Source organism: Rheinheimera lutimaris (assembly GCF_013283795.1).
Lineage (GTDB): Bacteria > Pseudomonadota > Gammaproteobacteria > Enterobacterales > Alteromonadaceae > Alishewanella > Alishewanella lutimaris.
In genome coordinates this window covers 43,349-64,250 of the sequence record NZ_JABSOD010000020.1, presented here as the reverse complement: position 1 = coordinate 64,250, position 20,902 = coordinate 43,349, and the positions used below count along the sequence as shown (strand labels likewise).

Annotated in this window: 22 protein-coding genes; 6 read left to right on the top strand and 16 right to left on the bottom strand. The window is 50.9% G+C overall.

The features are described from left to right. Positions 1 to 79: 79 nt before the first annotated feature. Both recA and HRH59_RS15920 read right to left on the bottom strand, forming a co-directional pair. Positions 80 to 1,123, bottom strand: coding sequence for a recombinase RecA (gene recA, locus HRH59_RS15925; protein WP_173502268.1), 1,044 nt, complete (start codon positions 1,121 to 1,123; stop codon positions 80 to 82). A gap of 62 nt (positions 1,124 to 1,185) precedes the next feature. After that, entirely contained in the window at positions 1,186 to 1,686 is a 501-nt protein-coding gene (locus HRH59_RS15920) for a nicotinamide-nucleotide amidohydrolase family protein (protein ID WP_173502263.1), read from the bottom strand. A gap of 32 nt (positions 1,687 to 1,718) precedes the next feature. On the opposite strand from HRH59_RS15920, the gene mutS reads away from it, so the two are divergent. The 3 genes from mutS (at position 1,719) to HRH59_RS15905 (ending at position 6,315) form a co-directional block, all read left to right on the top strand. Beyond that, the gene (gene mutS, locus HRH59_RS15915) at positions 1,719 to 4,289 is read left to right on the top strand and encodes a DNA mismatch repair protein MutS (RefSeq protein ID WP_173502262.1); all 2,571 of its coding nucleotides are present in this window, start codon (positions 1,719 to 1,721) and stop codon (positions 4,287 to 4,289) included. Positions 4,290 to 4,504: 215 nt separating this feature from the next. Next, the gene (locus HRH59_RS15910; RefSeq protein ID WP_173502261.1) at positions 4,505 to 5,674 is read left to right on the top strand and encodes a benzoate/H(+) symporter BenE family transporter; all 1,170 of its coding nucleotides are present in this window, start codon (positions 4,505 to 4,507) and stop codon (positions 5,672 to 5,674) included. Further along, the gene (locus HRH59_RS15905; protein WP_173502260.1) at positions 5,674 to 6,315 is read left to right on the top strand and encodes a GntR family transcriptional regulator; all 642 of its coding nucleotides are present in this window, start codon (positions 5,674 to 5,676) and stop codon (positions 6,313 to 6,315) included. Before HRH59_RS15910 ends, HRH59_RS15905 begins: the two co-directional genes overlap by 1 nt. Positions 6,316 to 6,370: 55 nt before the next feature. Here the strand turns inward: HRH59_RS15905 and rpoS are convergent, their stop codons facing one another. The 11 genes from rpoS to HRH59_RS15850 form a co-directional block, all read right to left on the bottom strand. After that, on the bottom strand, positions 6,371 to 7,363 hold the full coding sequence (gene rpoS / locus HRH59_RS15900) for an RNA polymerase sigma factor RpoS (protein ID WP_173502259.1): 993 nt from the start codon (positions 7,361 to 7,363) through the stop codon (positions 6,371 to 6,373). An 81-nt stretch (positions 7,364 to 7,444) separates the two neighbouring features. Next, complete coding sequence (locus HRH59_RS15895; protein WP_331460193.1) at positions 7,445 to 8,281, bottom strand: peptidoglycan DD-metalloendopeptidase family protein; 837 nt, start codon at positions 8,279 to 8,281, stop codon at positions 7,445 to 7,447. Between the two features lie 82 nt (positions 8,282 to 8,363). Next, positions 8,364 to 9,263 (bottom strand): DUF368 domain-containing protein, encoded by a 900-nt coding sequence (locus tag HRH59_RS15890; protein ID WP_173502258.1) that lies wholly within the window; start codon positions 9,261 to 9,263, stop codon positions 8,364 to 8,366. A gap of 14 nt (positions 9,264 to 9,277) precedes the next feature. Beyond that, a complete protein-coding gene (locus HRH59_RS15885) occupies positions 9,278 to 9,916 on the bottom strand; it encodes a protein-L-isoaspartate(D-aspartate) O-methyltransferase (protein ID WP_173502257.1) in 639 nt (212 codons plus the stop codon). Position 9,917: 1 nt separating this feature from the next. Beyond that, the gene (gene surE / locus HRH59_RS15880) at positions 9,918 to 10,670 is read right to left on the bottom strand and encodes a 5'/3'-nucleotidase SurE (RefSeq protein WP_173502256.1); all 753 of its coding nucleotides are present in this window, start codon (positions 10,668 to 10,670) and stop codon (positions 9,918 to 9,920) included. Between the two features lie 3 nt (positions 10,671 to 10,673). Then, a complete protein-coding gene (gene truD, locus HRH59_RS15875; RefSeq protein WP_173502255.1) occupies positions 10,674 to 11,717 on the bottom strand; it encodes a tRNA pseudouridine(13) synthase TruD in 1,044 nt (347 codons plus the stop codon). Next, positions 11,714 to 12,193, bottom strand: coding sequence for a 2-C-methyl-D-erythritol 2,4-cyclodiphosphate synthase (ispF, locus tag HRH59_RS15870; RefSeq protein ID WP_173502254.1), 480 nt, complete (start codon positions 12,191 to 12,193; stop codon positions 11,714 to 11,716). The genes truD and ispF overlap by 4 nt, the downstream gene beginning before the upstream one ends. Then, positions 12,193 to 12,885, bottom strand: coding sequence for a 2-C-methyl-D-erythritol 4-phosphate cytidylyltransferase (gene ispD, locus HRH59_RS15865; protein WP_173502253.1), 693 nt, complete (start codon positions 12,883 to 12,885; stop codon positions 12,193 to 12,195). Before ispD ends, ispF begins: the two co-directional genes overlap by 1 nt. After that, the gene (ftsB, locus tag HRH59_RS15860) at positions 12,878 to 13,177 is read right to left on the bottom strand and encodes a cell division protein FtsB (protein ID WP_173502252.1); all 300 of its coding nucleotides are present in this window, start codon (positions 13,175 to 13,177) and stop codon (positions 12,878 to 12,880) included. The genes ispD and ftsB overlap by 8 nt, the downstream gene beginning before the upstream one ends. Positions 13,178 to 13,250: 73 nt before the next feature. After that, positions 13,251 to 13,904, bottom strand: coding sequence for a hypothetical protein (locus HRH59_RS15855; protein ID WP_173502251.1), 654 nt, complete (start codon positions 13,902 to 13,904; stop codon positions 13,251 to 13,253). 63 nt (positions 13,905 to 13,967) lie between these two features. Continuing rightward, on the bottom strand, positions 13,968 to 14,588 hold the full coding sequence (locus tag HRH59_RS15850) for a hypothetical protein (RefSeq protein ID WP_173502250.1): 621 nt from the start codon (positions 14,586 to 14,588) through the stop codon (positions 13,968 to 13,970). Positions 14,589 to 14,757: 169 nt separating this feature from the next. On the opposite strand from HRH59_RS15850, the gene HRH59_RS15845 reads away from it, so the two are divergent. After that, the gene (locus HRH59_RS15845; protein ID WP_173502249.1) at positions 14,758 to 15,276 is read left to right on the top strand and encodes a DUF1569 domain-containing protein; all 519 of its coding nucleotides are present in this window, start codon (positions 14,758 to 14,760) and stop codon (positions 15,274 to 15,276) included. Here HRH59_RS15845 and HRH59_RS15840 read toward each other — a convergent pair. Next, positions 15,253 to 17,049, bottom strand: a complete 1,797-nt coding sequence (locus HRH59_RS15840; protein ID WP_173502248.1) for a GGDEF domain-containing protein — start codon at positions 17,047 to 17,049, stop codon at positions 15,253 to 15,255. The two genes, HRH59_RS15845 and HRH59_RS15840, sit on opposite strands and share 24 nt — an antisense overlap. A gap of 171 nt (positions 17,050 to 17,220) precedes the next feature. Between HRH59_RS15840 and HRH59_RS15835 the strand changes: the two genes are divergently transcribed. Next, entirely contained in the window at positions 17,221 to 17,451 is a 231-nt protein-coding gene (locus HRH59_RS15835) for an addiction module protein (RefSeq protein ID WP_173502247.1), read from the top strand. Positions 17,452 to 17,465: 14 nt separating this feature from the next. After that, complete coding sequence (locus HRH59_RS15830) at positions 17,466 to 17,738, top strand: type II toxin-antitoxin system RelE/ParE family toxin (RefSeq protein WP_178089597.1); 273 nt, start codon at positions 17,466 to 17,468, stop codon at positions 17,736 to 17,738. A gap of 92 nt (positions 17,739 to 17,830) precedes the next feature. Here the strand turns inward: HRH59_RS15830 and eno are convergent, their stop codons facing one another. Both eno and HRH59_RS15820 read right to left on the bottom strand, forming a co-directional pair. Next, the gene (gene eno / locus HRH59_RS15825; RefSeq protein ID WP_173502245.1) at positions 17,831 to 19,123 is read right to left on the bottom strand and encodes a phosphopyruvate hydratase; all 1,293 of its coding nucleotides are present in this window, start codon (positions 19,121 to 19,123) and stop codon (positions 17,831 to 17,833) included. A 57-nt stretch (positions 19,124 to 19,180) separates the two neighbouring features. Beyond that, entirely contained in the window at positions 19,181 to 20,818 is a 1,638-nt protein-coding gene (locus HRH59_RS15820) for a CTP synthase (RefSeq protein ID WP_173502244.1), read from the bottom strand. Between the last annotated feature and the right edge of the window lie 84 nt (positions 20,819 to 20,902).

The following is a 20,902-nucleotide window of genomic DNA, read 5'->3' as shown; positions in this document are numbered from 1 at the left end:
CCTCCATAGGAGGTGGTTTAAGGCCGACAACAAAAAAAGCCAGCATAAGCTGGCTTTATTAATGGCAGATGAACAGGCCTTATAAATCGGCTTCAAACGCCTCTGGTATGCTCTCTTCAATCGGTTTTTCACCCGGCTTTAACAACAAGCGGGCGCGCAACTCTTTCTCAATTTCGTCAGCTACCGGTTGGTTATCGGCAAGGAACTTCATTGCATTGGCTTTACCCTGGCCAATTTTATTGCCCTGATAAGCATACCAGGCACCGGCTTTATCAACCAGGCCCTGGGCTACGCCTAAATCAATCAATTCGCCCAGCTTATTAATACCGGCACCATACTGAATAATAAACTCGGCTTGTTTAAACGGCGGTGCCACCTTGTTTTTTACCACTTTAACACGAGTTTCATTACCGGTAATTTCATCACCGTCTTTTACCGAGCCGATACGGCGAATATCCAGGCGCACAGAGGCGTAGAATTTCAAGGCATTACCACCGGTAGTGGTTTCCGGGTTACCGAACATTACGCCGATCTTCATACGGATCTGGTTGATAAAAATACACAAGGTATTAGAGCGTTTAATATTACCGGTAAGTTTACGCAGCGCCTGTGACATTAAGCGAGCTTGCAAGCCCATGTGGCTGTCACCCATGTCGCCTTCAATTTCTGCTTTTGGTGTTAACGCCGCTACCGAGTCGACAATCACCACATCTACTGCAGCAGAGCGCACTAACATGTCACAAATTTCCAGCGCCTGCTCACCGGTATCCGGCTGCGACACCAGCAACTGCTCGACATTTACCCCCAGCTTTTTCGCGTACACCGGGTCTAATGCGTGCTCGGCATCGATAAAGGCACAGGTTTTACCGGCTTTTTGTGCCTCGGCAATAACCTGTAAGGTTAACGTAGTTTTACCGGACGACTCCGGGCCATAAATTTCCACGATACGGCCATAAGGTAAACCGCCGATACCCAGTGCGATGTCCAGGCCTAATGAGCCGGTAGATACTGCAGCAATATCCAGCGCGGTGCTGTCGCCCAAACGCATGATAGAGCCTTTACCGAACTGACGTTCAATTTGACCTAAGGCGGCGGCGAGCGCTTTTTGTTTGTTGTCGTCCATTTTGATATCCATGGTTGAGCCGGGCTTGCCGGACAATTAACACTGTATACTCGTACAGTAGTCTAGTTTGCTAAAGCTGTCAACAGCTCAATGCTTTGTTTGAGGGCATAATCGATGGCTTGCTGACGTACTTGTTGGCGGTCACCGGCAAAGACCAAATGACTGCTGGCAACGTTGCCATTAACACAAAAACCAAAACAGACCGTGCCCACCGGCTTATACACCGAGCCGCCATCAGGCCCGGCAATGCCGGATACCGCAATGGCCATATTGGCATTGGCGGCTTTAGCGGCACCTTCGGCCATTTCACGCACGGTCTGTTCGCTTACCGCACCAAATTGCAGTAAGGTGGCACTGCGCACCGCCAGTAGCTGCTGTTTGGCTTTGTTGCTGTAGGTAATAAAACCACGGTCGACATAAGCTGAGCTGCCGGGCACGGCGGTTAACCAATAACCAATGCCGCCGCCGGTACAGGATTCAGCAGTGGTGATAGTCCACTTTTTCCGTAATAATAGCTGGCCTAATTCTGTCGCCAGCTGCAGGCTGTCTGCTGCGACCGTCATATTTTATCCAACAGGGAATTCAGAACGCTATTATGCCGTCAGACCAGAAAACGGAGCAAGCCTTAAGCGCACATACCCCAATGATGCAGCAATATTTGGGTTTAAAAAGTGAACATCCGGATATTTTGCTGTTTTACCGCATGGGTGACTTTTACGAGTTATTTTTTGATGATGCCAAACGTGCCTCGGCGTTATTAGATATTTCACTGACCAAACGCGGCCAGAGCGCCGGTACGCCGATACCGATGGCCGGTGTGCCCTATCATGCCGTCGAGGGCTATTTAGCCAGGCTGGTACAGCTGGGCGAATCCGCCGCTATTTGTGAGCAAATCGGCGACCCGGCCACCAGCAAAGGCCCGGTAGAACGCAAAGTCGTACGCATTGTTACCCCAGGCACCGTCACTGACGAAGCACTGCTGAATGAGCGCCAGGATAATTTGCTTTGTGCCATCAGTGTGCTGCGTGGCCATTATGGTCTGGCACAGCTGGATATCAGCAGCGGCCGCTTTTTGTTAAATCAGGTGGATAATATCGACGACCTGGCCGCGCTGCTACAGCGGCTAAACCCGGCCGAGTTACTCTACCCGGAAGATTTTGCCGATACTTATTTAGTGGAAAAACGCAAAGGTGCGCGCCGCCGGCCGGTGTGGGAGTTTGAACTGGCTACCGCTAAGCGCTTATTGTGCCTGCAGTTTGGCACTAAAGATTTACTCAGTTTTGGTGTGGATGATGCACCGGTGGCGCTAATGGCCGCCGGCTGCGTAATGCAATATGTCAAAGACACTCAGCGTGCAGCCCTGCCGCATATCCGCGCTGTGGCGCTGGAACGCTCACAAGACAATATCGTATTGGACGCGGCTACCAGGCGTAATCTGGAGCTGACGCAAAACCTGGCCGGTAACTATGAGCATACGCTGGCGGCGGTGCTGGATCGCAGCCAAACGGCGATGGGCTCGCGGTTATTAAAGCGCTGGATCCATGCGCCGCTGCGCGATCAAAGCCAAATTAATGCCCGGCTGGATTCCGTCACAGAGTTGGCCGCAGACTATGAGCAACTGCAACCGCAATTAAAACAAATTGGTGATATTGAACGGGTTATCGCCCGGCTAGCCCTGCGTAGCGCAAGGCCGCGCGATTTCGCCCGCTTGCGCCAGGCACTGCAGCAATTGCCGCTGTTAGCACCGCAACTTGCAGCATTTGACGGCGCCTTGTTAAAACAAATAAGCCAGGCCGCCCAACCACTGCCACAGCTATGCCGGTTGCTGGAGCAAGCCATCGTCGAGGCGCCACCGGTATTAATCCGTGATGGCGGCGTTATTGCGCCGGGTTACAACAGTGAACTGGATCACTGGCGGGCACTGGCCACCGGCGCGACCGATTATTTAGAGCAACTGGAGCTGCGCGAGCGTGAGCGCACCGGCATTGCCTCGCTTAAGGTGGGCTTTAACCGGGTGCACGGTTACTACATTGAAACCGGCCGCAGTGCTGACACTAAAGTACCGCCGGAGTATGTACGACGCCAAACGCTGAAAAACAACGAGCGCTATATTATTCCGGAGTTAAAAGAGTACGAAGATAAAGTACTGGGCAGCCAGAGCAAAGCTTTAGTGGTAGAAAAACAGCTGTATGAACAGTTATTTGAACTGACAGCACCGTTTTTAGCACCGCTGCAGCAGCTGGCACAGGCACTGGCCGAGCTGGATGTGTTATGTACCTTTAGCGAACGGGCCGACAGCCTGAATTACTGCCGGCCACAACTGAGCAGCCAGCCAGGTATTGTGCTGGAGCAAGCGCGCCACCCGGTGGTAGAGCAAGTGCTAACCGAGCCCTTTATCGCGAACCCGCTAACGCTTAACAGCCAGCGCCGTATGCTGATGATTACCGGCCCTAACATGGGCGGTAAATCGACTTATATGCGCCAAACCGCACTCATTACCTTAATGGCCTGTATCGGCTGTTTTGTGCCGGCTGCCAAAGCGCAAATCGGCCCGATAGACCGCATTTTCACCCGTATCGGTGCGTCAGACGACTTAGCCTCCGGCCGCTCTACTTTTATGGTGGAGATGACCGAAACCGCGACTATTTTGCATCATGCCACCGAGCACAGCCTGGTGCTGATGGATGAAATAGGCCGCGGTACCAGCACCTACGATGGCTTAAGCCTGGCTTGGGCCTGTGCTGATTATCTTGCTACCAAAATTAAAGCCCTGACACTGTTTGCTACACACTACTTTGAACTGACCGAACTGGCAGAGCAATTACCGGGCTTGGCTAATGTGCATTTAGACGCGGTAGAGCACGGTGACGATATCGTCTTTATGCACCATGTGCAGGACGGCGCCGCCAGTAAAAGTTTCGGTTTACAGGTTGCGCAATTAGCCGGTGTGCCCAAAGCGGTAATTCAGCGGGCACGGCATAAACTGGGCGAGCTGGAGCTGCACAGCAGCACCCCAGCGCAGAAAACTGCCGTAGCCGTGCAGCCCCAGCTGAGCCTACTGCATGAAGAGCACCCGATTGTAGAGCAGCTGCGGACACTAAACCCGGATGATTTAACCGCCCGCCAGGCGCTGGAGTTGTTGTATCAATTAAAGCAACAGCTATAACTCCGATGGACAATCCAGCCAGAATCGGTTTGTTCTAAGCTGACCGTTGCAGGCCAGGATGGCCGAATCGAGCCTACAGGGATGTATTTACGGCGTGTCAGCGTGGACAAACCGGTTCGGGCCGCCACATTAATCTGCATCCCGTTCACTGTAATTACTTGACAAAAAATGTATACATTTTAAATTAGGTATACTTTTTTAGTTTGAGTTAGCTTATGTCGGTTAAAGATCTCAGCCTGTCAGCAATAGTGGCCGGTTTTGTTGCGGTACTGGTGGGCTTTGCCAGCTCGGTGGCTATTGTATTACAAGCGGCCGCAGCGGCCGGTGCGACGCAGGATATGATGGCGTCTTGGTTACTGGCGCTGGGTATTGGTATGGCGGTAACCTGTATTGGTTTATCCTGGTATTATAAAGCCCCTATTATTACCGCCTGGTCTACCCCGGGCGCGGCGCTGTTGGCAACCAGCCTGCAGGGACTAACTATTAACGAAGCCGTCGGGGTATTTATCTTTACCGCTGCGCTGGGCGTTATTATCGGCATCAGTGGCTGGTTTGATAAACTTACCAGGCTTATTCCATTGCCGCTGGCCAGCGCGATGTTGGCGGGTATTTTACTGCAATTTGGTTTAAGTATTTTTACCTCACTACAAAGCCAGCTGCTGTTGGTTGGCATAATGTGTATCAGCTATTTGCTGGCAAAACGCTTAATGCCGCGTTATGCCATTTTATGGGTGCTGCTCAGCGGCCTGATCAGCGTGCTGCTGCAAGGCCAATTTGACTACAGCGCGGTAACCTTAAGCTTTACCACGCCGGTTTGGGTCACGCCGCATTGGTCAGTCAGTGCACTGTTGGGTGTTGGCCTGCCCTTGTTGCTGGTAACGATGGCGTCGCAGAATATTCCCGGCGTTGCCGTTATCCGCACCAGCGGCTATCAGACACCGGTGTCGCCACTTATCAGCAGCACTGCGCTGTCCACCCTGCTGCTGGCACCCTGGGGCGCGTTTTCTATCAATCTTGCCGCTATAACCGCCGCCATTTGCACCGGGCCGGAAGCGCACCCCGATAAAGACAAACGCTATATCGCCGGCATTGCCGCAGGGCTATTTTACTTATTGGCCGGCCTTGCCGGTGCCAGCGTGGTAGCGTTATTTGCCGCCTTACCAAAAGAGATGATTGCTACGCTGGCAGGCTTGGCACTGTTGGGCACCATAGGCGCAAATTTGGCTGTAGCCACCAACGAGGGCGAACACAGGGAGGCCGCGGTAGTCACCTTATTGGTTACCGCGTCGGGGGTGAGCTTCTTTGGTATAGCCGCGGCATTTTGGGGCATTATTGCCGGCGGCTTAACTCTGCTGCTGGTTAACGGCCTGCGCCGGAGCCGTTAATGCTGAAAAAACAGCAACTGTATCAACAATTTAAGCAGGATATTCAGCTGCAACATTGGGCTGCGGGCCAGGTGTTAACCCAGCAGCAACTGGCGCAGCATTATGCGGTCAGCCGCATCGTGGTGCGCGATGCGCAGCAAACACTGCTGAGCGAAGGCTGGTTAACCGCCCATGGTAAAGCCGGTATGCGGGTGCCCGGTTTTAGTGCGGCTGAAGCAGAAGAATTAGCCATGTTGCGCCTACAACTGGAACCGTTAGCGCTGACGCTCGCCGCGCCAAAGTTAAATTTTAGCCAATTGGGCCTGGCAGAAGATGTATTGCAACAAATGCATTGTGGCAAAGCGCTGCCGCCTTATCAGCGCGGTGAATTAAACTGGCAATTTCATCGTTTGCTGTATCAGCCGTGCGACAAGCCACACTTGTTGCAATTGCTCGACCAGTTACATCAGCAGGTCTCGCGCTATCTGGGTTATCAGGAGCATGCATTAGATTACGCCGGCACCAGTGCCGACGAACATCAGCAATTACTGGCGCTGCTGCGCAGCAAAGACACGACAGCAGCCTGCGCGTTGCTCACTGCGCATATCAGTCATGCCGCAGCCTTGTTGGTGCAGTATCTTAAAAACAAACAAGACGCCTGATGGCGCCTTGTTGGCTGTAACATACCGGCAAAAAGGTAGCGCCGCAGTATGGCTGCTATTCCTGAAACAGCGTTTCGATATTCAAGCCCTGATGAGTGACTATCTCGCGTAACCGCCTAAGCGCTTCGACCTGAATTTGCCGCACCCGCTCACGGGTTAAACCAATTTCATGGCCGACATCTTCCAGCGTTGACGGTTCATAGCCCAGTAAACCAAAGCGCCGCGCTAAAACTTCACGCTGCTTCGGGTTTAGTTCATTCAGCCACACCACCAAATGCTGACGAATGTCTTCATCCTGCAGTTCCGTTTCCGGCCCGAGTTCTTTTTCGTCCGCAATAACATCCAGTAACTGCTTTTCTGACGCGCCGGCGACCGGCGTATCCACTGAAGTTATTTTTTCATTTAACTTCAGCATTTTGCGTACTTCTTCTACCGGTCGGTCCAGCGATTTGGCAATTTCTTCCGCTGTCGGTTCATGGTCCAGCTTTTGCGATAACTCACGCGCCGCACGCAGATAAATATTCAGCTCTTTAACCACATGAATAGGTAAGCGAATAGTGCGGGTTTGGTTCATAATGGCCCGCTCTATGGTTTGACGGATCCACCAGGTGGCGTAGGTTGAAAAGCGGAAACCGCGTTCGGGGTCAAACTTTTCTACCGCGCGAATAAGGCCGAGGTTGCCCTCTTCAATCAGATCCAGCAGAGCTAAACCGCGATTGATGTAACGTCTGGCAATTTTTACCACCAAACGTAAATTACTTTCGATCATGCGTTTGCGGGCAGCTTGATCACCTTTTAGTGCCAGCCTGGAGAAATACACTTCCTCCTCTGCTGACAATAACGGCGAAAAACCAATTTCCCCGAGGTAAATCTGCGTGGCATCCATCGTTTTTTGGCTGTCATCGCGGGCAAACACATCTTCACTGCTGCTTTCTTCTGTTACGAGTGCAGCAGCATCCGGCTCTGCGTCGTCATCAAGCATCGCATCTTCGTTAAGCTCGTCGTCTTTAAAATCTAAAACTTCGTCATCACTACTTTTTTGTCCCATATCCTTTCTCCCACGTCTATAGGGTCAGGGGCCAGCTAAGGCGTATCGCATCCATTCCTGATATTACTTATGTTGTCGATCTTATAATTTTGGTAAGTATTTCAGCGGGTCAACCGAACTGCCACGAAAGCGGATCTCAAAATGCAAGCGCGGATCCGTAGCATCGGTACTGCCCAACTCGGCAACCTGCTGTCCCGCAGTTACCATTTGTTTCTCTGCTACCAGTAACTTACTGTTATGTGCATAAGCACTTAAGTAATCATCATTATGTTTAATAATAATTAAGTTACCGTAGCCCCTTAATGCGTTGCCGGCATATACCACCTGGCCACTGGCAGCAGCATTAACTCTGTCACCTTCGCGCCCGGACACATCTATGCCTTTGTTACCTTGCTGCTTGTGCGAAAAACCGGAAATTATTTTGCCTTTAACCGGCCATTGCCATTGCACCAAGTCCCTATTTAGGGTAGAGTTCGCAGCTTTGTTATTTTTTGCAGGCGTGGTTTGAACATAACCCTTTTGATTTTGTGGTGCAACAGGTTTAGCCGGTTTTACCGAACTATTTGATTTTACTTGGCTTGAACTATTCGTATTTGTATTTTGTTTTGCTACCACTGTCGGTTTTGCCGGCTTACGTGCCACCGGTTTTGCTTTACCGCTAAAGTGAATAACCTGACCGGGGTAGATAGTATACGGATTGGCAATGCCGTTAATACCGGCCAGTTCACGCACGTCTTTGCCGGCACGAAACGCAATTGAATATAAGGTGTCACCGCGCTGCACTTTATAGCTACTGGTATTTAGCGTGCCACGGTTACGCTGCTGATAAAAGTTCTCCCGCAGCTCTAACGTGGTAACCGGTGCCGGCCCCGAGCGCGAAGAACACCCTGCTAACACCATAAACAACAGTAGCAGCACCGCCTTACCGCCGAAAAGCGCGGGACGGTGTAATATCAGTTGCAGATTACGCAGGTAAGAACAACGAATACCGGACTCCTTTTCAGTCTGCTGTCGGCTTGCGGTGTTGCGCAGGCGAATTAAACCACTTTTCCAAATTCAGTAACAGCCACATAATCACTACTCCGGCTGCGGCGCTCAGCAATGCCGGCACCGTGTCGGCCTGGCCGGTTTTGGCGGCGTACTGCCACGGCAGGTACAATTGCTGCTGCAGCTGCCACGGCCAAATGCGGTACAGCGCACCAATAACAATACCAATCAGCAGCGCCAGGCTGGCATCATGATAATGTTGCAGCAGCCAGTTAAGCACACGGGAAAAGCCCAGTAAACCTATAATGCAACCCAACATAAATAATGCCAACACGCCCAGCTGCAACTCGGTTACAGCCAGTAGTACCGGCGCATACATTCCCGACATCAGCAGAATAAAACTGCCGGAAATACCAGGCAGGATCATGGCACAAATGGCCACAGCACCGGCAACAAAGAACATCCAGTTAGCCGGCTGTAATTCTCTTGGCGTTAGCATGCCAACCAATACCGCAAACACGATGCCGCATAAACAGAGTAACAAGCGCACGGCGTTCCAGCGCAAGCTGCGGCACAGGTGAGGTAAAGCGGTAAGGATCAGCGCTGTGAACAAGGCCCACAGCGGAATAGGCCGGTTTTGCAGCAAATAACTGATAATGCCGGCCAGTGAGAAAATACTTAACAAGATACCGCTGAATAAACACAACAGAAAAGTGCCGTCGATATGTTGCCACAACGCTTTAAACCGGCCACGACACAGCAAGCTTAACGCTTGCAAGTTGCAGCTGCTGATAGCCGCCAACAAGCGCTCATAAATGCCCAGAATAAACGCCAGGGTGCCGCCGGACACACCGGGTACCACGTCGGCAGCGCCCATCGCCAGGCCTTTTATCATCCATTGTATGTACTGCATGCGCTATCCTTAAATCAGGCCAATTCGCCGGGAACCAACGGCACAAAACGCACCGCTTCAATATCTTTACTGCTTATTTCATCACCGTTACGCTGGTACACCCGCAGCACCTGGTCATGCAAGCCAACGGGGATCACTAAACGACCGCCGTCAGTTAATTGCTGCAACAGGGCTACCGGCACTTCAGTGGGTGCGGCGGTAACAATAATGCTGTCGAACGGTGCTTTACTGGGCCAGCCCTGCCAACCGTCGCCATGTTTCATCGAGACGTTGTGTAAATCTAATTGCTGCAAGCGGCGCTTCGCCTGAAACTGCAGCGCTTTTATCCGCTCCACGCTGCAAACATGCGAAAACAACCGGGCCAGAATGGCGGTTTGATAACCGGAACCGGTGCCAATTTCCAGCACTTTACCCGGTGCTTTATCCTGCAGCAGTAATTCTGTCATGCGTGCCACTATGTAAGGCTGCGAGATGGTCTGGCCCTGGCCGATTGGCAAAGCGGTATTTTCATAGGCTTTGTGCGCCAGCACTGCCTCAACAAACAAGTGGCGTGGTGTATGGGCAATAGCCGCTAACACCGGTGCGTTAGTAATGCCGTCGCTTTGAAGTTTTTGCGCCAGTACCGCGGCGCTGCGTGATGTCGCGACTGCCATATTACAACCTGATCCCCTCTAACCATTGTTTTAGCCTGTCCATGCTTTTGTAGGCAGACATATCAATTTGCAGCGGTGTGACAGATGCATAACCATTGGCTATAGCATGAAAATCTGTACCTTCACCGGCATCCAGCTCCGGCCCGAGTGAACCATACCAGTATATCTTCCGCCCCCACGGATCAGTTGTACTGGTCATGGTTTCAGCTTTATGACGCCGGCCCAGCCGTGTCACCTGAATACCTTTTAATTGCTCAATACTGACAGCAGGTACATTGATATTTAATATCTGATCTGCCGGTAGCGGGTGCGACTTCAATTTTTTAATCACCTGAGAGGTAACAAAAGCGGCGGTGGCAAAATGTTCTTCATCCCGCCCGGCCAGGCTGACGGCTATAGCCGGCAAGCCTAAATGACGGCCCTCTGTCGCCGCCGCAACGGTACCGGAATACAACACATCATCACCCAGGTTGGCACCGTGGTTAATGCCGGCCACCACTAAATCGGGAGTGAAATCCAACAGCTGGCTGATTGCCAGATGCACGCAATCGGTTGGCGTGCCATTAACAGAGTAATAACCGTTGTCCATATGCTGCACCCGCAGCGGGTTAATTAAGGTTAATGAGTTGCTGGCGCCACTGCAGTTACGATCCGGGCCTACCGTGGTAACCTCGGCAAACTGGCTCAGGGCCTGCTGTAACACCTGCATGCCTTTGGCATGCACCCCATCATCATTACTGAGTAAAATCCGCATTTGCTACTCCATTTCTGTCGTCTTGCGGCCACAATCACGATACTGCACTAATTCACGCAGCACACTGGTGGCAAAACAGCCGGCCGGCAAGGCAAAGCTTATAAGCATATCATTGCCATCTTGTTGCAGTTGCAACTGTTGCGGTACCAGCCGCATGCCTCTGCGCTCGGCTTTCAAGCGGTAATCCTGCAAGCCCTGCAGCAACAATGGATAGGCTGCCAGAGCTTGTTGTTCGGACTGTGCCGCCGGCCCGCTTACCATCGGCTCGCCGATACCAGGCAAGGCGGCAGTTACATGTACATCCCGCTCTGTCAGACGTTGCTGCAAGGTGGCATCCGCTTGCGGCACACGAAATACCGAGCCGCTGCCATCCAGTTGCAATACGTCACCATCAAGCACCGTATTAAACTGCGCGGCGCTGATTCTGGCACTGACCTGACAATTAAATAAAAATGAGCGCGCTGCGGATAATGCCAAACCACGCAACTTACGGTCAGTAATACTTTGGCCATTAAACAACTGCTGCGCCAGTACTAAATTACCGCCGTTAATGCCAAAGCGCTGTTCACCATAATAGTTAGGTACACCCTGTCGCACCTGCTCTGCACGCTGCAGCACCTCTGCGCAATCTGATACCCGGCGCACCCGGATACGAAAATAATTAGCTTTCAAGGCCCCTAACCGCAGTTTGCGATAGTGACGCTGCACGTCCAGCACCCTGCAGCCTTCAAGCTGCCAGCTTTGCCAATCCAGAGCCTGCTTTATCGGCCATTTAAAACAAAACCATTGCCGTGTCACTGCATGGCGGTCTTTTAATCCGGCATAGCTGATATCACGGGCGCGCAGCCCCGTAAGCTCTGCCAGTTGTTTAGCGACATATTGGGTGTTCTGGCCGGTTTTTTCGATGTACAGCAAAATATGCTCACCGGCCCCGCTGGAACTGAAGTTAAGCTGCTCTTCGACAATAAAATCGTCTGCTTGCTGGCGTAAAAGCCCTGTTACTGCCGGTTCGCCATACAAATATTGCCATGCTGGTGTAGCTGTCATGCGCCAACCAGCAGTACCACGGCTTCTGCCGCTATACCTTCTTTACGTCCGACAAAACCAAGTTGCTCTGTCGTCGTCGCTTTAACATTAACCTGTGACAAGTCGCAGTTTAAATCAGCTGCTATGCACTGACGCATGGCATTAATATGCGGTGCCATTTTAGGCGCTTGTGCCATAACCGTAATATCCAGGTTACCGATTTTGTAACCTGCGGCGGTGACAGCGGCAAACACCTTGCGCAGCAAAATGCGGCTGTCGATACCCTTAAACGCGGCGTCAGTATCCGGAAAATGATGACCAATATCGCCCAGTGCCACCGCACCCAGCAAGGCGTCTGACAGCGCATGCAACACCACATCACCATCAGAATGCGCCAGCAGGCCTTGGCTATAATCAATCTTTACACCACCCAGGGTTACCGGGCCCGCGCCACCAAAAGCATGTACATCAAAACCGTGGCCAATCCGCATATTCATTAAACAATCTGCTCCAGATAAAATGCCGCCAACGCTAAATCAGCCGGCTGAGTAATCTTTATATTATCGCTGTGTCCTTCAACCAACAGGACACTGTGTCCGGCCCACTCCATCGCTGACGCTTCATCAGTAACGTGCACACCGGCAGTTATGGCATCTTTGAGTGCGGCACGCAGTAAAGCGGTAGGAAAAAATTGCGGTGTCAGTGCATGCCATAAATGCTCGCGGCTCACAGTTTCGCTGACTTTTAGCTCGCCACGCTTCATGGTATCGCGCACGCGGCAGGCCAGAATACCGCCCTGCTCTGCTGCCAGACAACGCGCAACTAACAGCTCGATATCACTGCGCCTTACTACAGGTCTGGCGGCATCATGCACCAGCACCCAGGGATACAGATGTTCATCAATAAACTGCAAGGCGTTCAGCACCGAATGCATACGCTCAGCCCCGCCTTTTACCCGAACTATATCGCTTTGTTCCAGCGCTGTGCCGGCAAAGTAAGGATCATCGGCGGCCAGTGCCAACCAAATGCGGCTAATTGCCGGTACAGCCTGTAGCCTTGCAACACTGTGCTCTAAAATTGTTTTGCCATGCAGTTGCAAATATTGTTTCGGCAGCTTCGCCTGCATCCGTGAGCCGATACCGGCAGCCGGCATTACTGCAGCAATAGCTGTAACGCTATCGTTAGTCATCGGTTTGGCCTGCGGCCGGGTTCTGGCTAAACAAGCGGAAAAATACCTCGTCTTGTTTAATCAACCCCAGTTCATTACGGGCACGCTCTTCAATAGCTTCAATACCCTGCTGTAAATCTTTCACATCAGCCCTGAGTAAACGGTTGCGTTTTTCCAGCTCCAGATTACTGGTTGCTTGTATGTTAAGTTCTTCTTGCAGACGAAAATAGTCGGCAATGCTGTGCTGCCCAAACCATAACCGGTATTGCAGCAAGCCCAGCACGACTATCAGCAGTACAGTGAGTATTCGCATAACACAGCTTCGTTAAATACAGTGCGGTTATTATGAAGCCTGAGAGGCTGATTGCAAAGCAGGAATAACAGCATCAGGGTAATAAGGCCGGTAAAGGTTTGGCAAAATTTTGCCAATTCAGCCGACTGGCTAACAGCAGCTCGCGCAGGCTAAGCAGCCGTGGTGGTGTTTTATTACCGTTTAGCCATTGATGGCCACAGCACGCAGCGCTCAGTATCGCTTTGGCCGGTTTTAATAAGAATTTGTCGCTGTTTTGTTGTGCGAGGGGTGTACCGGCAAAAGCAAACCAGCCGTGTTCATTGCAATGTAAACGCATCCCCTCAGCATCAACCTCATCGACACTGTCCAGTACTATGCGCTCCTGCGTCAGTTGCGTTATATATACCGGTACAATAAGGCCAGGCCTGGCATACTTGCGATAAAACGCCTCTATCGGATCCGCCTGCTGTTTACGCGCCGGGCACGTAGCAGCCTGTTTATAATACCAGGACGCATTTTGGCTATCCAATTGCAGTTCACTGCTTTGCTGTAAAATATTGGCCGCCGCACGCCGGATATAAAACGGTAAACTGGCTAAGCGATTAGGTAAGCGCAGCAGTTGTTCGCTACTCAGTTGTGACAGGCGTAACAGCTCACGCTCATACAAAGCGTTGCAAAGCTCAGTATAAGTTTGATTATCTCCGGACACCTGCCAGAAATGGGGTTGGTTAAGGCTTGCATCGATCATGGGCAGATGTTAGCCAATCAGGGGTCGTTTGCAAAGCGAAACCCCTGGTTTAGCGGCTGTTTTTCAGCTTAAACCCTGATACAACGCCGGATGACGTTGCCGGTGGCGCTGAAACAGGTAACGGCGTAAGGTATCACGATTTTGCTTACAGGCGCTGATACGGGTTGCAAGAATATTATTCTCACGCCGCACCGGTTCAATACCCAGCCGCAGTAACTGGCCATCGGGCAGGCTCAGCGTTAGCTCGTTAGTTTGCATCAGTTGCTCTGCGGTGTGCACGTTATCGGGCAGCAGCGCCATACCGCTACTGGACAGCGACAACACCTTTACTTTACCGGCGTACTGCGTATCGTTGAGGCACAGCTCAGGCTCAGCTTGCAAGCGCCAACTACGCTCGGCGCCACAATATTCCAACACTTCCGGAATACCCAGTACGGGGCTGGGCTGGCCAAATTCATCTAATGACATTTCCAGCGGAAACCACAGTTTGTAATTACCCACTTCGGCCAATAAGGTAAAGGTAGCTTTGCCCAATAAAGAAGCAATTAACTGCGGTATTTCGGTGGTAACCGAAATCATATGGTTCAGACCATCCTGCTGCGCAGGGGCAAGCTGAATATCTTCATCGAACAGCTCAGCAAAATAGCCGCGTTCGGCATCTGTCAGTAACACATTCCTTTGCATTTCGCCCTACATCCCTGTGTCATAAAAGTTGCACGAATCTAACATATGCCGGTTTTTTCGGCAATTATTTCTTTGATTAGCTTGATAAAAGTGCAAAACTCAACTACGAGCGGCGTTTAACTGCTAAAGTAGCCGTATATAACAACAAGGATTAAACAGCGGGCTTATCATGAATCGCAGACAGTTTATCATTGGTGCGCTTTGCACACCTGTCGTATTGGTACTAGGTATTAAAAGTGTTGCGACCTTACGCCATTACCCTTTGGGGCAAATGTTGCGTGAGATAAAAGCCCTGCCGGCAGATAAACTCAGCAGCAGCGGCAGCTGGAATGTCAGCGAAATTTTTCAGCACTGCGCCCAAAGTATCCGCTACTCCATGACCGGCTATCCGCAGGCTAAACCGGCGCTGTTTCAACTCACGGCCGGCAAAGCCGCTTTTAATACCTTTGTCGCCAAAGGCAGTATGCACCACCCGCTGGATGAGGCTATTCCGGGTGCGCCTGAGTTAGTAAAAGAGGTCCCCAACAGTGTGGCACAAGCCGAGCTGGTGTATGTGCTGGAGCAATTTATTGCCTGGCAGGACCGGCTGGAGCCGCACTTTGCTTTTGGGGAGCTGAATAAAATTGATTACTTTAAAGCGCATTACCTGCACCTGCAAAGTCACTTAAGCCAAATCAGCCTGAGCTGATAAGCCATACAGTGGCGTTGTTGTATCCGGTGCGCGCCGTTTATTGCTGAAAATAGCTGAGCCTTGCAACTTCTTCGCCTGTAGCTTGGCAGCAGAGGCCAGCGCAGACACATCATGATGGCTGGTGCACAATGCCGGATCCGGCTGCGCCAGGCCAACAGAAAGACTCAACAGCGGATAGAATGACTCTGCGCCAAGCCGGTCTTTGGCACTAAAACCATTGTCTGCCAGATGCTGCGCCAGATAATAGTGCCGTACACGCTGATCAAACTCCGCCACTATGCGCTCTGCCACATCTTGCGGCCTGCCTGCGGCAAACAACACAATAAAATCATCGCCGCCAATATGGCCGACAAAGTCCTGTGTCGGGTCAACGGCGGACTGAATAATTTGTGCTAACAGCTCTATGACTAAATCACCTTTGCTGTAACCATATTGGTCGTTGTAAGGCTTAAAGTTGTCGATATCAATATAGGCCACGGTAAAGGCCAGATTATGTTTCAGCAGTTGGTCGATGCGGGTATTAATCGGCACATTCCCCGGCAGTAGTGTCAACGGGTTAGCGTAGCGTGCCAGTTGGATCTTATTCTCGCTGAGCTGTTTCAGTACTTTGCGCACCGAACCGATGCCATAGTATTTACCTTTATCGGTAACAATAAAAAACAAGCCGGCTTCTTCGTCAGTTTCCGCAGTTAAAATAGCGCTGACCTTATCCAGCGATAATTGCTTATCGACAATCAGCGGCGCCTGTTCCATACAATGTTTTACCGGCTTTTTCTCATACAACGCACGGCCAAACTGATGCGAGAAGCGCTCGTTAATCATACTGCGGCTAACAATACCCACCGGAAAGTTGTCACGGTTAACCACAGCGACGCAGGGCAGATTTTTGTCGGCCCGAAACAAGTCTGCCACCTGCTGCGCCGGAGTGTTATCTGCCACCGCAGCTGTTCGGCTGATCACCGATTCCAGTGCGTCGTTCAGCGCTGGGCCTTTAGTATCAGTGCGCAGCAATTGCGCCAATTGCAATGCATCGTATTTCACCCGGGCGTCGGGCCGGCCCAATAAATAGCCCTGGCCAAAATCAGCACCTAATTCTTTGCAGGTGAGCAGCTCTTCGCTGGTTTCGATACCCTCGGCCACGATGACCGACTGTGTATTTTTCGCCAGCTCAATAATGTTTTTCACAAAGGCTTTTTTAATCGGATCCAGATGCAGTTGATCAATAAAATAGCGATCTATTTTAACGATATCCGGCTGTAGCTCCGACCAGAGCTTTAAGCCGGAAAAGCCACTGCCTAAATCGTCGATGGCAATTTTAAAACCAAAATCACGGTAGTGCTTTACTGCACTGATAAACAGCCCGGTGTCCTCTACCTGAAACTGCTCAGACAGCTCAATAACGATGCGATCCGGCTCCAGCCCTGCTTGCTGAATATATTTCTTCGTCAAACCGGACGGATGATCAGAGGTAAGCAACAACAACGGATTAACGTTAAGAAACAGTAAGCCGTCTACCCCGGCGGCGGCAAACGCATTAATGCTGATTTGCCGGCACAGCAATTCCAGCTGTTCAAGTAAATCAAACGCCTGGGCGGTTTTAAACAGCAGGATCGGTGAGTGGAGCGCACTGTCGGACGGCCCGCGGATCAGCGCTTCATAACCCCAAACGCTGCCGTCACTAAGGGCCACTAAGGGTTGAAACAACGGAGTAAGCAGTTTATGCGCCAGGATGCGCTCAAGCTCGGTACGATGAAAATCACTTAATCCCAAGACAGCCACTCATTTTAATGCCGATTAATACAGTCCTATCCCACCCGTTACCAACAGCCATCCTGACAGGTCGTTATCGTACGGGGATTGTGTGACTGAAATATGACATAGCTGCAGCACTGCATCTTTGCTAAAGTTAGCCGGGTATATTGCAACAAAGCGCGGTGAGATATGACAACCACTTATATTGATGTGGAAAAACAAGCACAGCTACTCAGTAAAGAAGAGCAAGCCAGGTTAGTAAATACCTTGCTTGCAGCATTAGCGCCACCTGCAGATGCAGCTATAGAAGCGAAATGGCTGCATGAAGTAGCGGAGCGTGAAGCTCAGTATCTGAACGGCGAGGCGACGTTAATTGATGCAGATACTGTTTTTGCCAACGCGAGAAAGCAGCTTAAGTGAAACCGGTACGTTTCATGGCGTCTGCAGAGGCTGAATTATTAGCAGGAATAGCGTTCTACTCAGAACAAGCAGACAACCTTGGCAGCCGCTTTTATCAGGCTGTATTTACCGCTGTATCTATACTAAACCAATTTCCTGACGCCGGTTATCAATTACCCGCCAACTTTCGTCGTGTTATCGTCAAAACGTTTCCATACTCAGTCATCTACAAAGAATACCCTGGTGAAATAGTGATATTTGCTGTTGCACACCATCGCCAGCAGCCGGGTTATTGGCAACAGCCATAGAAACGAAGTCACAGAAACAACAAAGCCACCCTAAGGTGGCTTTGTTGTTTCTGTCAGACATATAGCGACAGTCAGTACTTACTGAGCTGTAGTTACTGGCCTTTAATTTCGCTGCGGCCTTTGTATGGCGCTTTGCTGCCCAGTTCCTGCTCGATACGCAGTAACTGGTTGTATTTAGATACGCGATCCGAGCGGCACAGTGAGCCGGTTTTAATCTGGCCGGCAGCAGTGCCCACGGCTAAATCAGCAATAAAGGCATCTTCAGTTTCGCCACTGCGGTGTGAAATAACCGCCGTGAAGCCGGCGTCTTTCGCCATTTTAATCGCCGCCAGGGTTTCGGTTAACGAACCAATCTGGTTAAACTTGATCAGGATAGAGTTACCAATGCCCTGCTCAATACCACGGGTTAAAATTTTGGTGTTGGTAACAAATAAATCATCACCTACCAGCTGCACTTTATTACCAATTTTGTTGGTTAAGTCTTTCCAACCATCCCAGTCGCTTTCATCTAAACCATCTTCGATAGACACTATAGGGTAACGCTGGCTTAAACCGGCTAAATAATCGTTAAAGCCGTAAGAATCAAAGCTCTTGTTCTCGCCGCTTAATACGTACTTACCGTCTTTGTAAAACTCAGAAGCTGCACAATCCAGCGCCAGTGTGATGTCTTTGTCCATCTGGTAACCGGCCGCTTTTACTGCTTCAACGATAACAGACAGTGCTTCTTCGTTTGATTTTAAATCTGGTGCAAAACCGCCTTCATCACCCACCGCCGTATTTAAACCGCGCTTTTGCAGTTCTTTCTTCAGGCTGTGGAAAATCTCGGCGCCCATGCGCAGTGCTTCAGCGAAAGTTTTGGCGCCAACCGGCTGTACCATAAACTCCTGAATATCCACGTTATTATCGGCGTGCTCGCCACCGTTAATAATGTTCATCATCGGCACCGGCATGCTATACACACCAGAGGTACCGTTTAAATCAGCAATATGCTGATACAACGGGATCTTTTTATCGGCAGCAGCGGCGCGGGCTACCGCTAATGACACCGCCAGAATAGCATTGGCACCCAGCTTACTCTTGGTTTCAGTACCGTCTAAATCGATCATGATCTGGTCGATTTGCGCCTGGTTATACGCATTTTTGCCTTTTAACGCCGCCTGAATTGCGCCGTCGATATTGGCAACCGCTTTAGTTACACCTTTACCCAGATAACGGCTTTTGTCGCCGTCACGCAGCTCTAACGCTTCGCGTGAACCGGTAGAGGCACCGGACGGCGCACAACCACGGCCCATGGCACCACTGGCTAAGTACACATCAGCTTCTACTGTTGGGTTGCCGCGTGAATCCATAATTTCGCGGGCGATAATTTTTACGATTTCAGACATGTTAAGTTTCCCTGTTAAAACGAAAAAGCCGTGTGAGGTGACACGGCTTAGCACAAGTTATACGCGTTGCTGCTTCTGCACTTTGTACGCGGCTGCGACAAAGGCCTGAAACAGCGGATGACCATCACGCGGCGTCGAATTAAATTCCGGGTGAAATTGCCCGGCAACAAAAAACGGGTGCGACGGTATTTCTATCATCTCTACCAGCTGATTGTCGGCCGACAAACCCGACACCACTAATCCTGCCTCTTCTAATTGTGGCCGTAAGTTGTTATTCACTTCATAGCGGTGACGATGCCGCTCCTGAATAACCGCTTTGCCATAAATTTCACGGGCTTTGGTATTAGCAACAAGGTTACAGTTCTGGCTGCCAAGACGCATAGTGCCGCCCAAATCAGACTTGTCTGAACGGGTTTCCACTGAGCCGTCGGCATCGCGCCATTCGGTAATTAAACCCACTACCGGGTAAGGTGTATCTTTGTTAAATTCGGTGGAATGTGCATGGCTCATGCCTACCACATTACGGGCAAATTCAATTAATGCCACCTGCATACCTAAACAGATACCCAGATACGGCACTTTGTGCTCGCGGGCATACTGCGCCGCCAGAATTTTCCCTTCAACGCCGCGCTCACCAAAGCCGCCCGGTACTAAAATACCGTCCAGCCCGGCTAAAATGCCAACGCCTTTACTCTCAACATCTTGTGAGTCGATGTATTTAATATGCACGCTAACACGATTTTTCAGCCCGGCATGGCCCAGCGCTTCGTTTACCGATTTATACGCATCCGGCAGTTCAACATACTTACCCACCATACCAATGGTAATTTCGCCGGTAGGGTTCGACTCCTGGTACAGCACTTGTTCCCACTCAACCAGGTCAGCTTCCGGCGCTTCAATATAAAAACGGCGACAGACTAAATCGTCCAGCCCTTGTGATTTTAACAGCGCCGGAATTTGGTAAATACTTGAGACGTCTTTTAACGAGATAACCGCTTTTTCTTCCACATTGGTAAACAGCGCAATTTTTGCGCGCTCGTTGGACGGAATAGCACGGTCTGAGCGACACACCAGAATATCCGGCTGAATACCGATAGAGCGCAGCTCTTTTACCGAATGCTGGGTTGGCTTGGTTTTAATTTCACCGGCAGTGCCTAAGTACGGCACCAGCGTCAGGTGCATATACAATGTGCGCTCGCGGCCCACTTCAGTACCTAACTGTCGAATAGCTTCTAAAAACGGCAGCGACTCAATATCACCAACAGTACCGCCAATTTCAACGATAGCAATATCGTAGCCTTCGGCGCCGGCGACGACACGGCTTTTAATTTCGTTGGTAATGTGCGGAATAACCTGAATAGTAGCGCCCAAATAATCGCCACGGCGCTCACGGCGCAACACGTCGGCGTAAATACGGCCCTGAGTAAAGTTATTACGTTTGGTCATTTTAGTGCGGATAAAACGCTCGTAATGGCCAAGGTCAAGGTCAGTTTCAGCACCGTCTTCAGTAACAAATACTTCGCCGTGCTGAATAGGGCTCATGGTGCCCGGGTCAACGTTAATGTAGGGGTCAAGTTTAAGGATGGTGACTTTCAGGCCACGCGCTTCCAAAATAGCTGCCAGCGACGCTGCGGCAATGCCTTTACCTAAGGAGGAAACCACGCCACCCGTCACAAAGATATATCTTGTAGTCATGAGACCCCTGAGACAATGTTAATCAATAGATGAATACCAAATCTGAAAAACACCAAGCGCCCGGTGCGCAAACACTGGGGTACA

Bases quoted from the DNA above. Each gene is read 5' to 3' on its own strand.
- recA (WP_173502268.1), bottom strand. From the start codon at position 1,123: ATGGACGACAACAAACAAAAAGCGCTCGCCGCCGCCTTAGGTCAAATT.
- HRH59_RS15920 (WP_173502263.1), bottom strand. From the start codon at position 1,686: ATGACGGTCGCAGCAGACAGCCTGCAGCTGGCGACAGAATTAGGCCAG.
- mutS (WP_173502262.1), top strand. From the start codon at position 1,719: ATGCCGTCAGACCAGAAAACGGAGCAAGCCTTAAGCGCACATACCCCA.
- HRH59_RS15910 (WP_173502261.1), top strand. From the start codon at position 4,505: ATGTCGGTTAAAGATCTCAGCCTGTCAGCAATAGTGGCCGGTTTTGTT.
- HRH59_RS15905 (WP_173502260.1), top strand. From the start codon at position 5,674: ATGCTGAAAAAACAGCAACTGTATCAACAATTTAAGCAGGATATTCAG.
- rpoS (WP_173502259.1), bottom strand. From the start codon at position 7,363: ATGGGACAAAAAAGTAGTGATGACGAAGTTTTAGATTTTAAAGACGAC.
- HRH59_RS15890 (WP_173502258.1), bottom strand. From the start codon at position 9,263: ATGCAGTACATACAATGGATGATAAAAGGCCTGGCGATGGGCGCTGCC.
- HRH59_RS15885 (WP_173502257.1), bottom strand. From the start codon at position 9,916: ATGGCAGTCGCGACATCACGCAGCGCCGCGGTACTGGCGCAAAAACTT.
- surE (WP_173502256.1), bottom strand. From the start codon at position 10,670: ATGCGGATTTTACTCAGTAATGATGATGGGGTGCATGCCAAAGGCATG.
- truD (WP_173502255.1), bottom strand. From the start codon at position 11,717: ATGACAGCTACACCAGCATGGCAATATTTGTATGGCGAACCGGCAGTA.
- ispF (WP_173502254.1), bottom strand. From the start codon at position 12,193: ATGAATATGCGGATTGGCCACGGTTTTGATGTACATGCTTTTGGTGGC.
- ispD (WP_173502253.1), bottom strand. From the start codon at position 12,885: ATGACTAACGATAGCGTTACAGCTATTGCTGCAGTAATGCCGGCTGCC.
- ftsB (WP_173502252.1), bottom strand. From the start codon at position 13,177: ATGCGAATACTCACTGTACTGCTGATAGTCGTGCTGGGCTTGCTGCAA.
- HRH59_RS15855 (WP_173502251.1), bottom strand. From the start codon at position 13,904: ATGATCGATGCAAGCCTTAACCAACCCCATTTCTGGCAGGTGTCCGGA.
- HRH59_RS15850 (WP_173502250.1), bottom strand. From the start codon at position 14,588: ATGCAAAGGAATGTGTTACTGACAGATGCCGAACGCGGCTATTTTGCT.
- HRH59_RS15845 (WP_173502249.1), top strand. From the start codon at position 14,758: ATGAATCGCAGACAGTTTATCATTGGTGCGCTTTGCACACCTGTCGTA.
- HRH59_RS15835 (WP_173502247.1), top strand. From the start codon at position 17,221: ATGACAACCACTTATATTGATGTGGAAAAACAAGCACAGCTACTCAGT.
- HRH59_RS15830 (WP_178089597.1), top strand. From the start codon at position 17,466: ATGGCGTCTGCAGAGGCTGAATTATTAGCAGGAATAGCGTTCTACTCA.
- eno (WP_173502245.1), bottom strand. From the start codon at position 19,123: ATGTCTGAAATCGTAAAAATTATCGCCCGCGAAATTATGGATTCACGC.
- HRH59_RS15820 (WP_173502244.1), bottom strand. From the start codon at position 20,818: ATGACTACAAGATATATCTTTGTGACGGGTGGCGTGGTTTCCTCCTTA.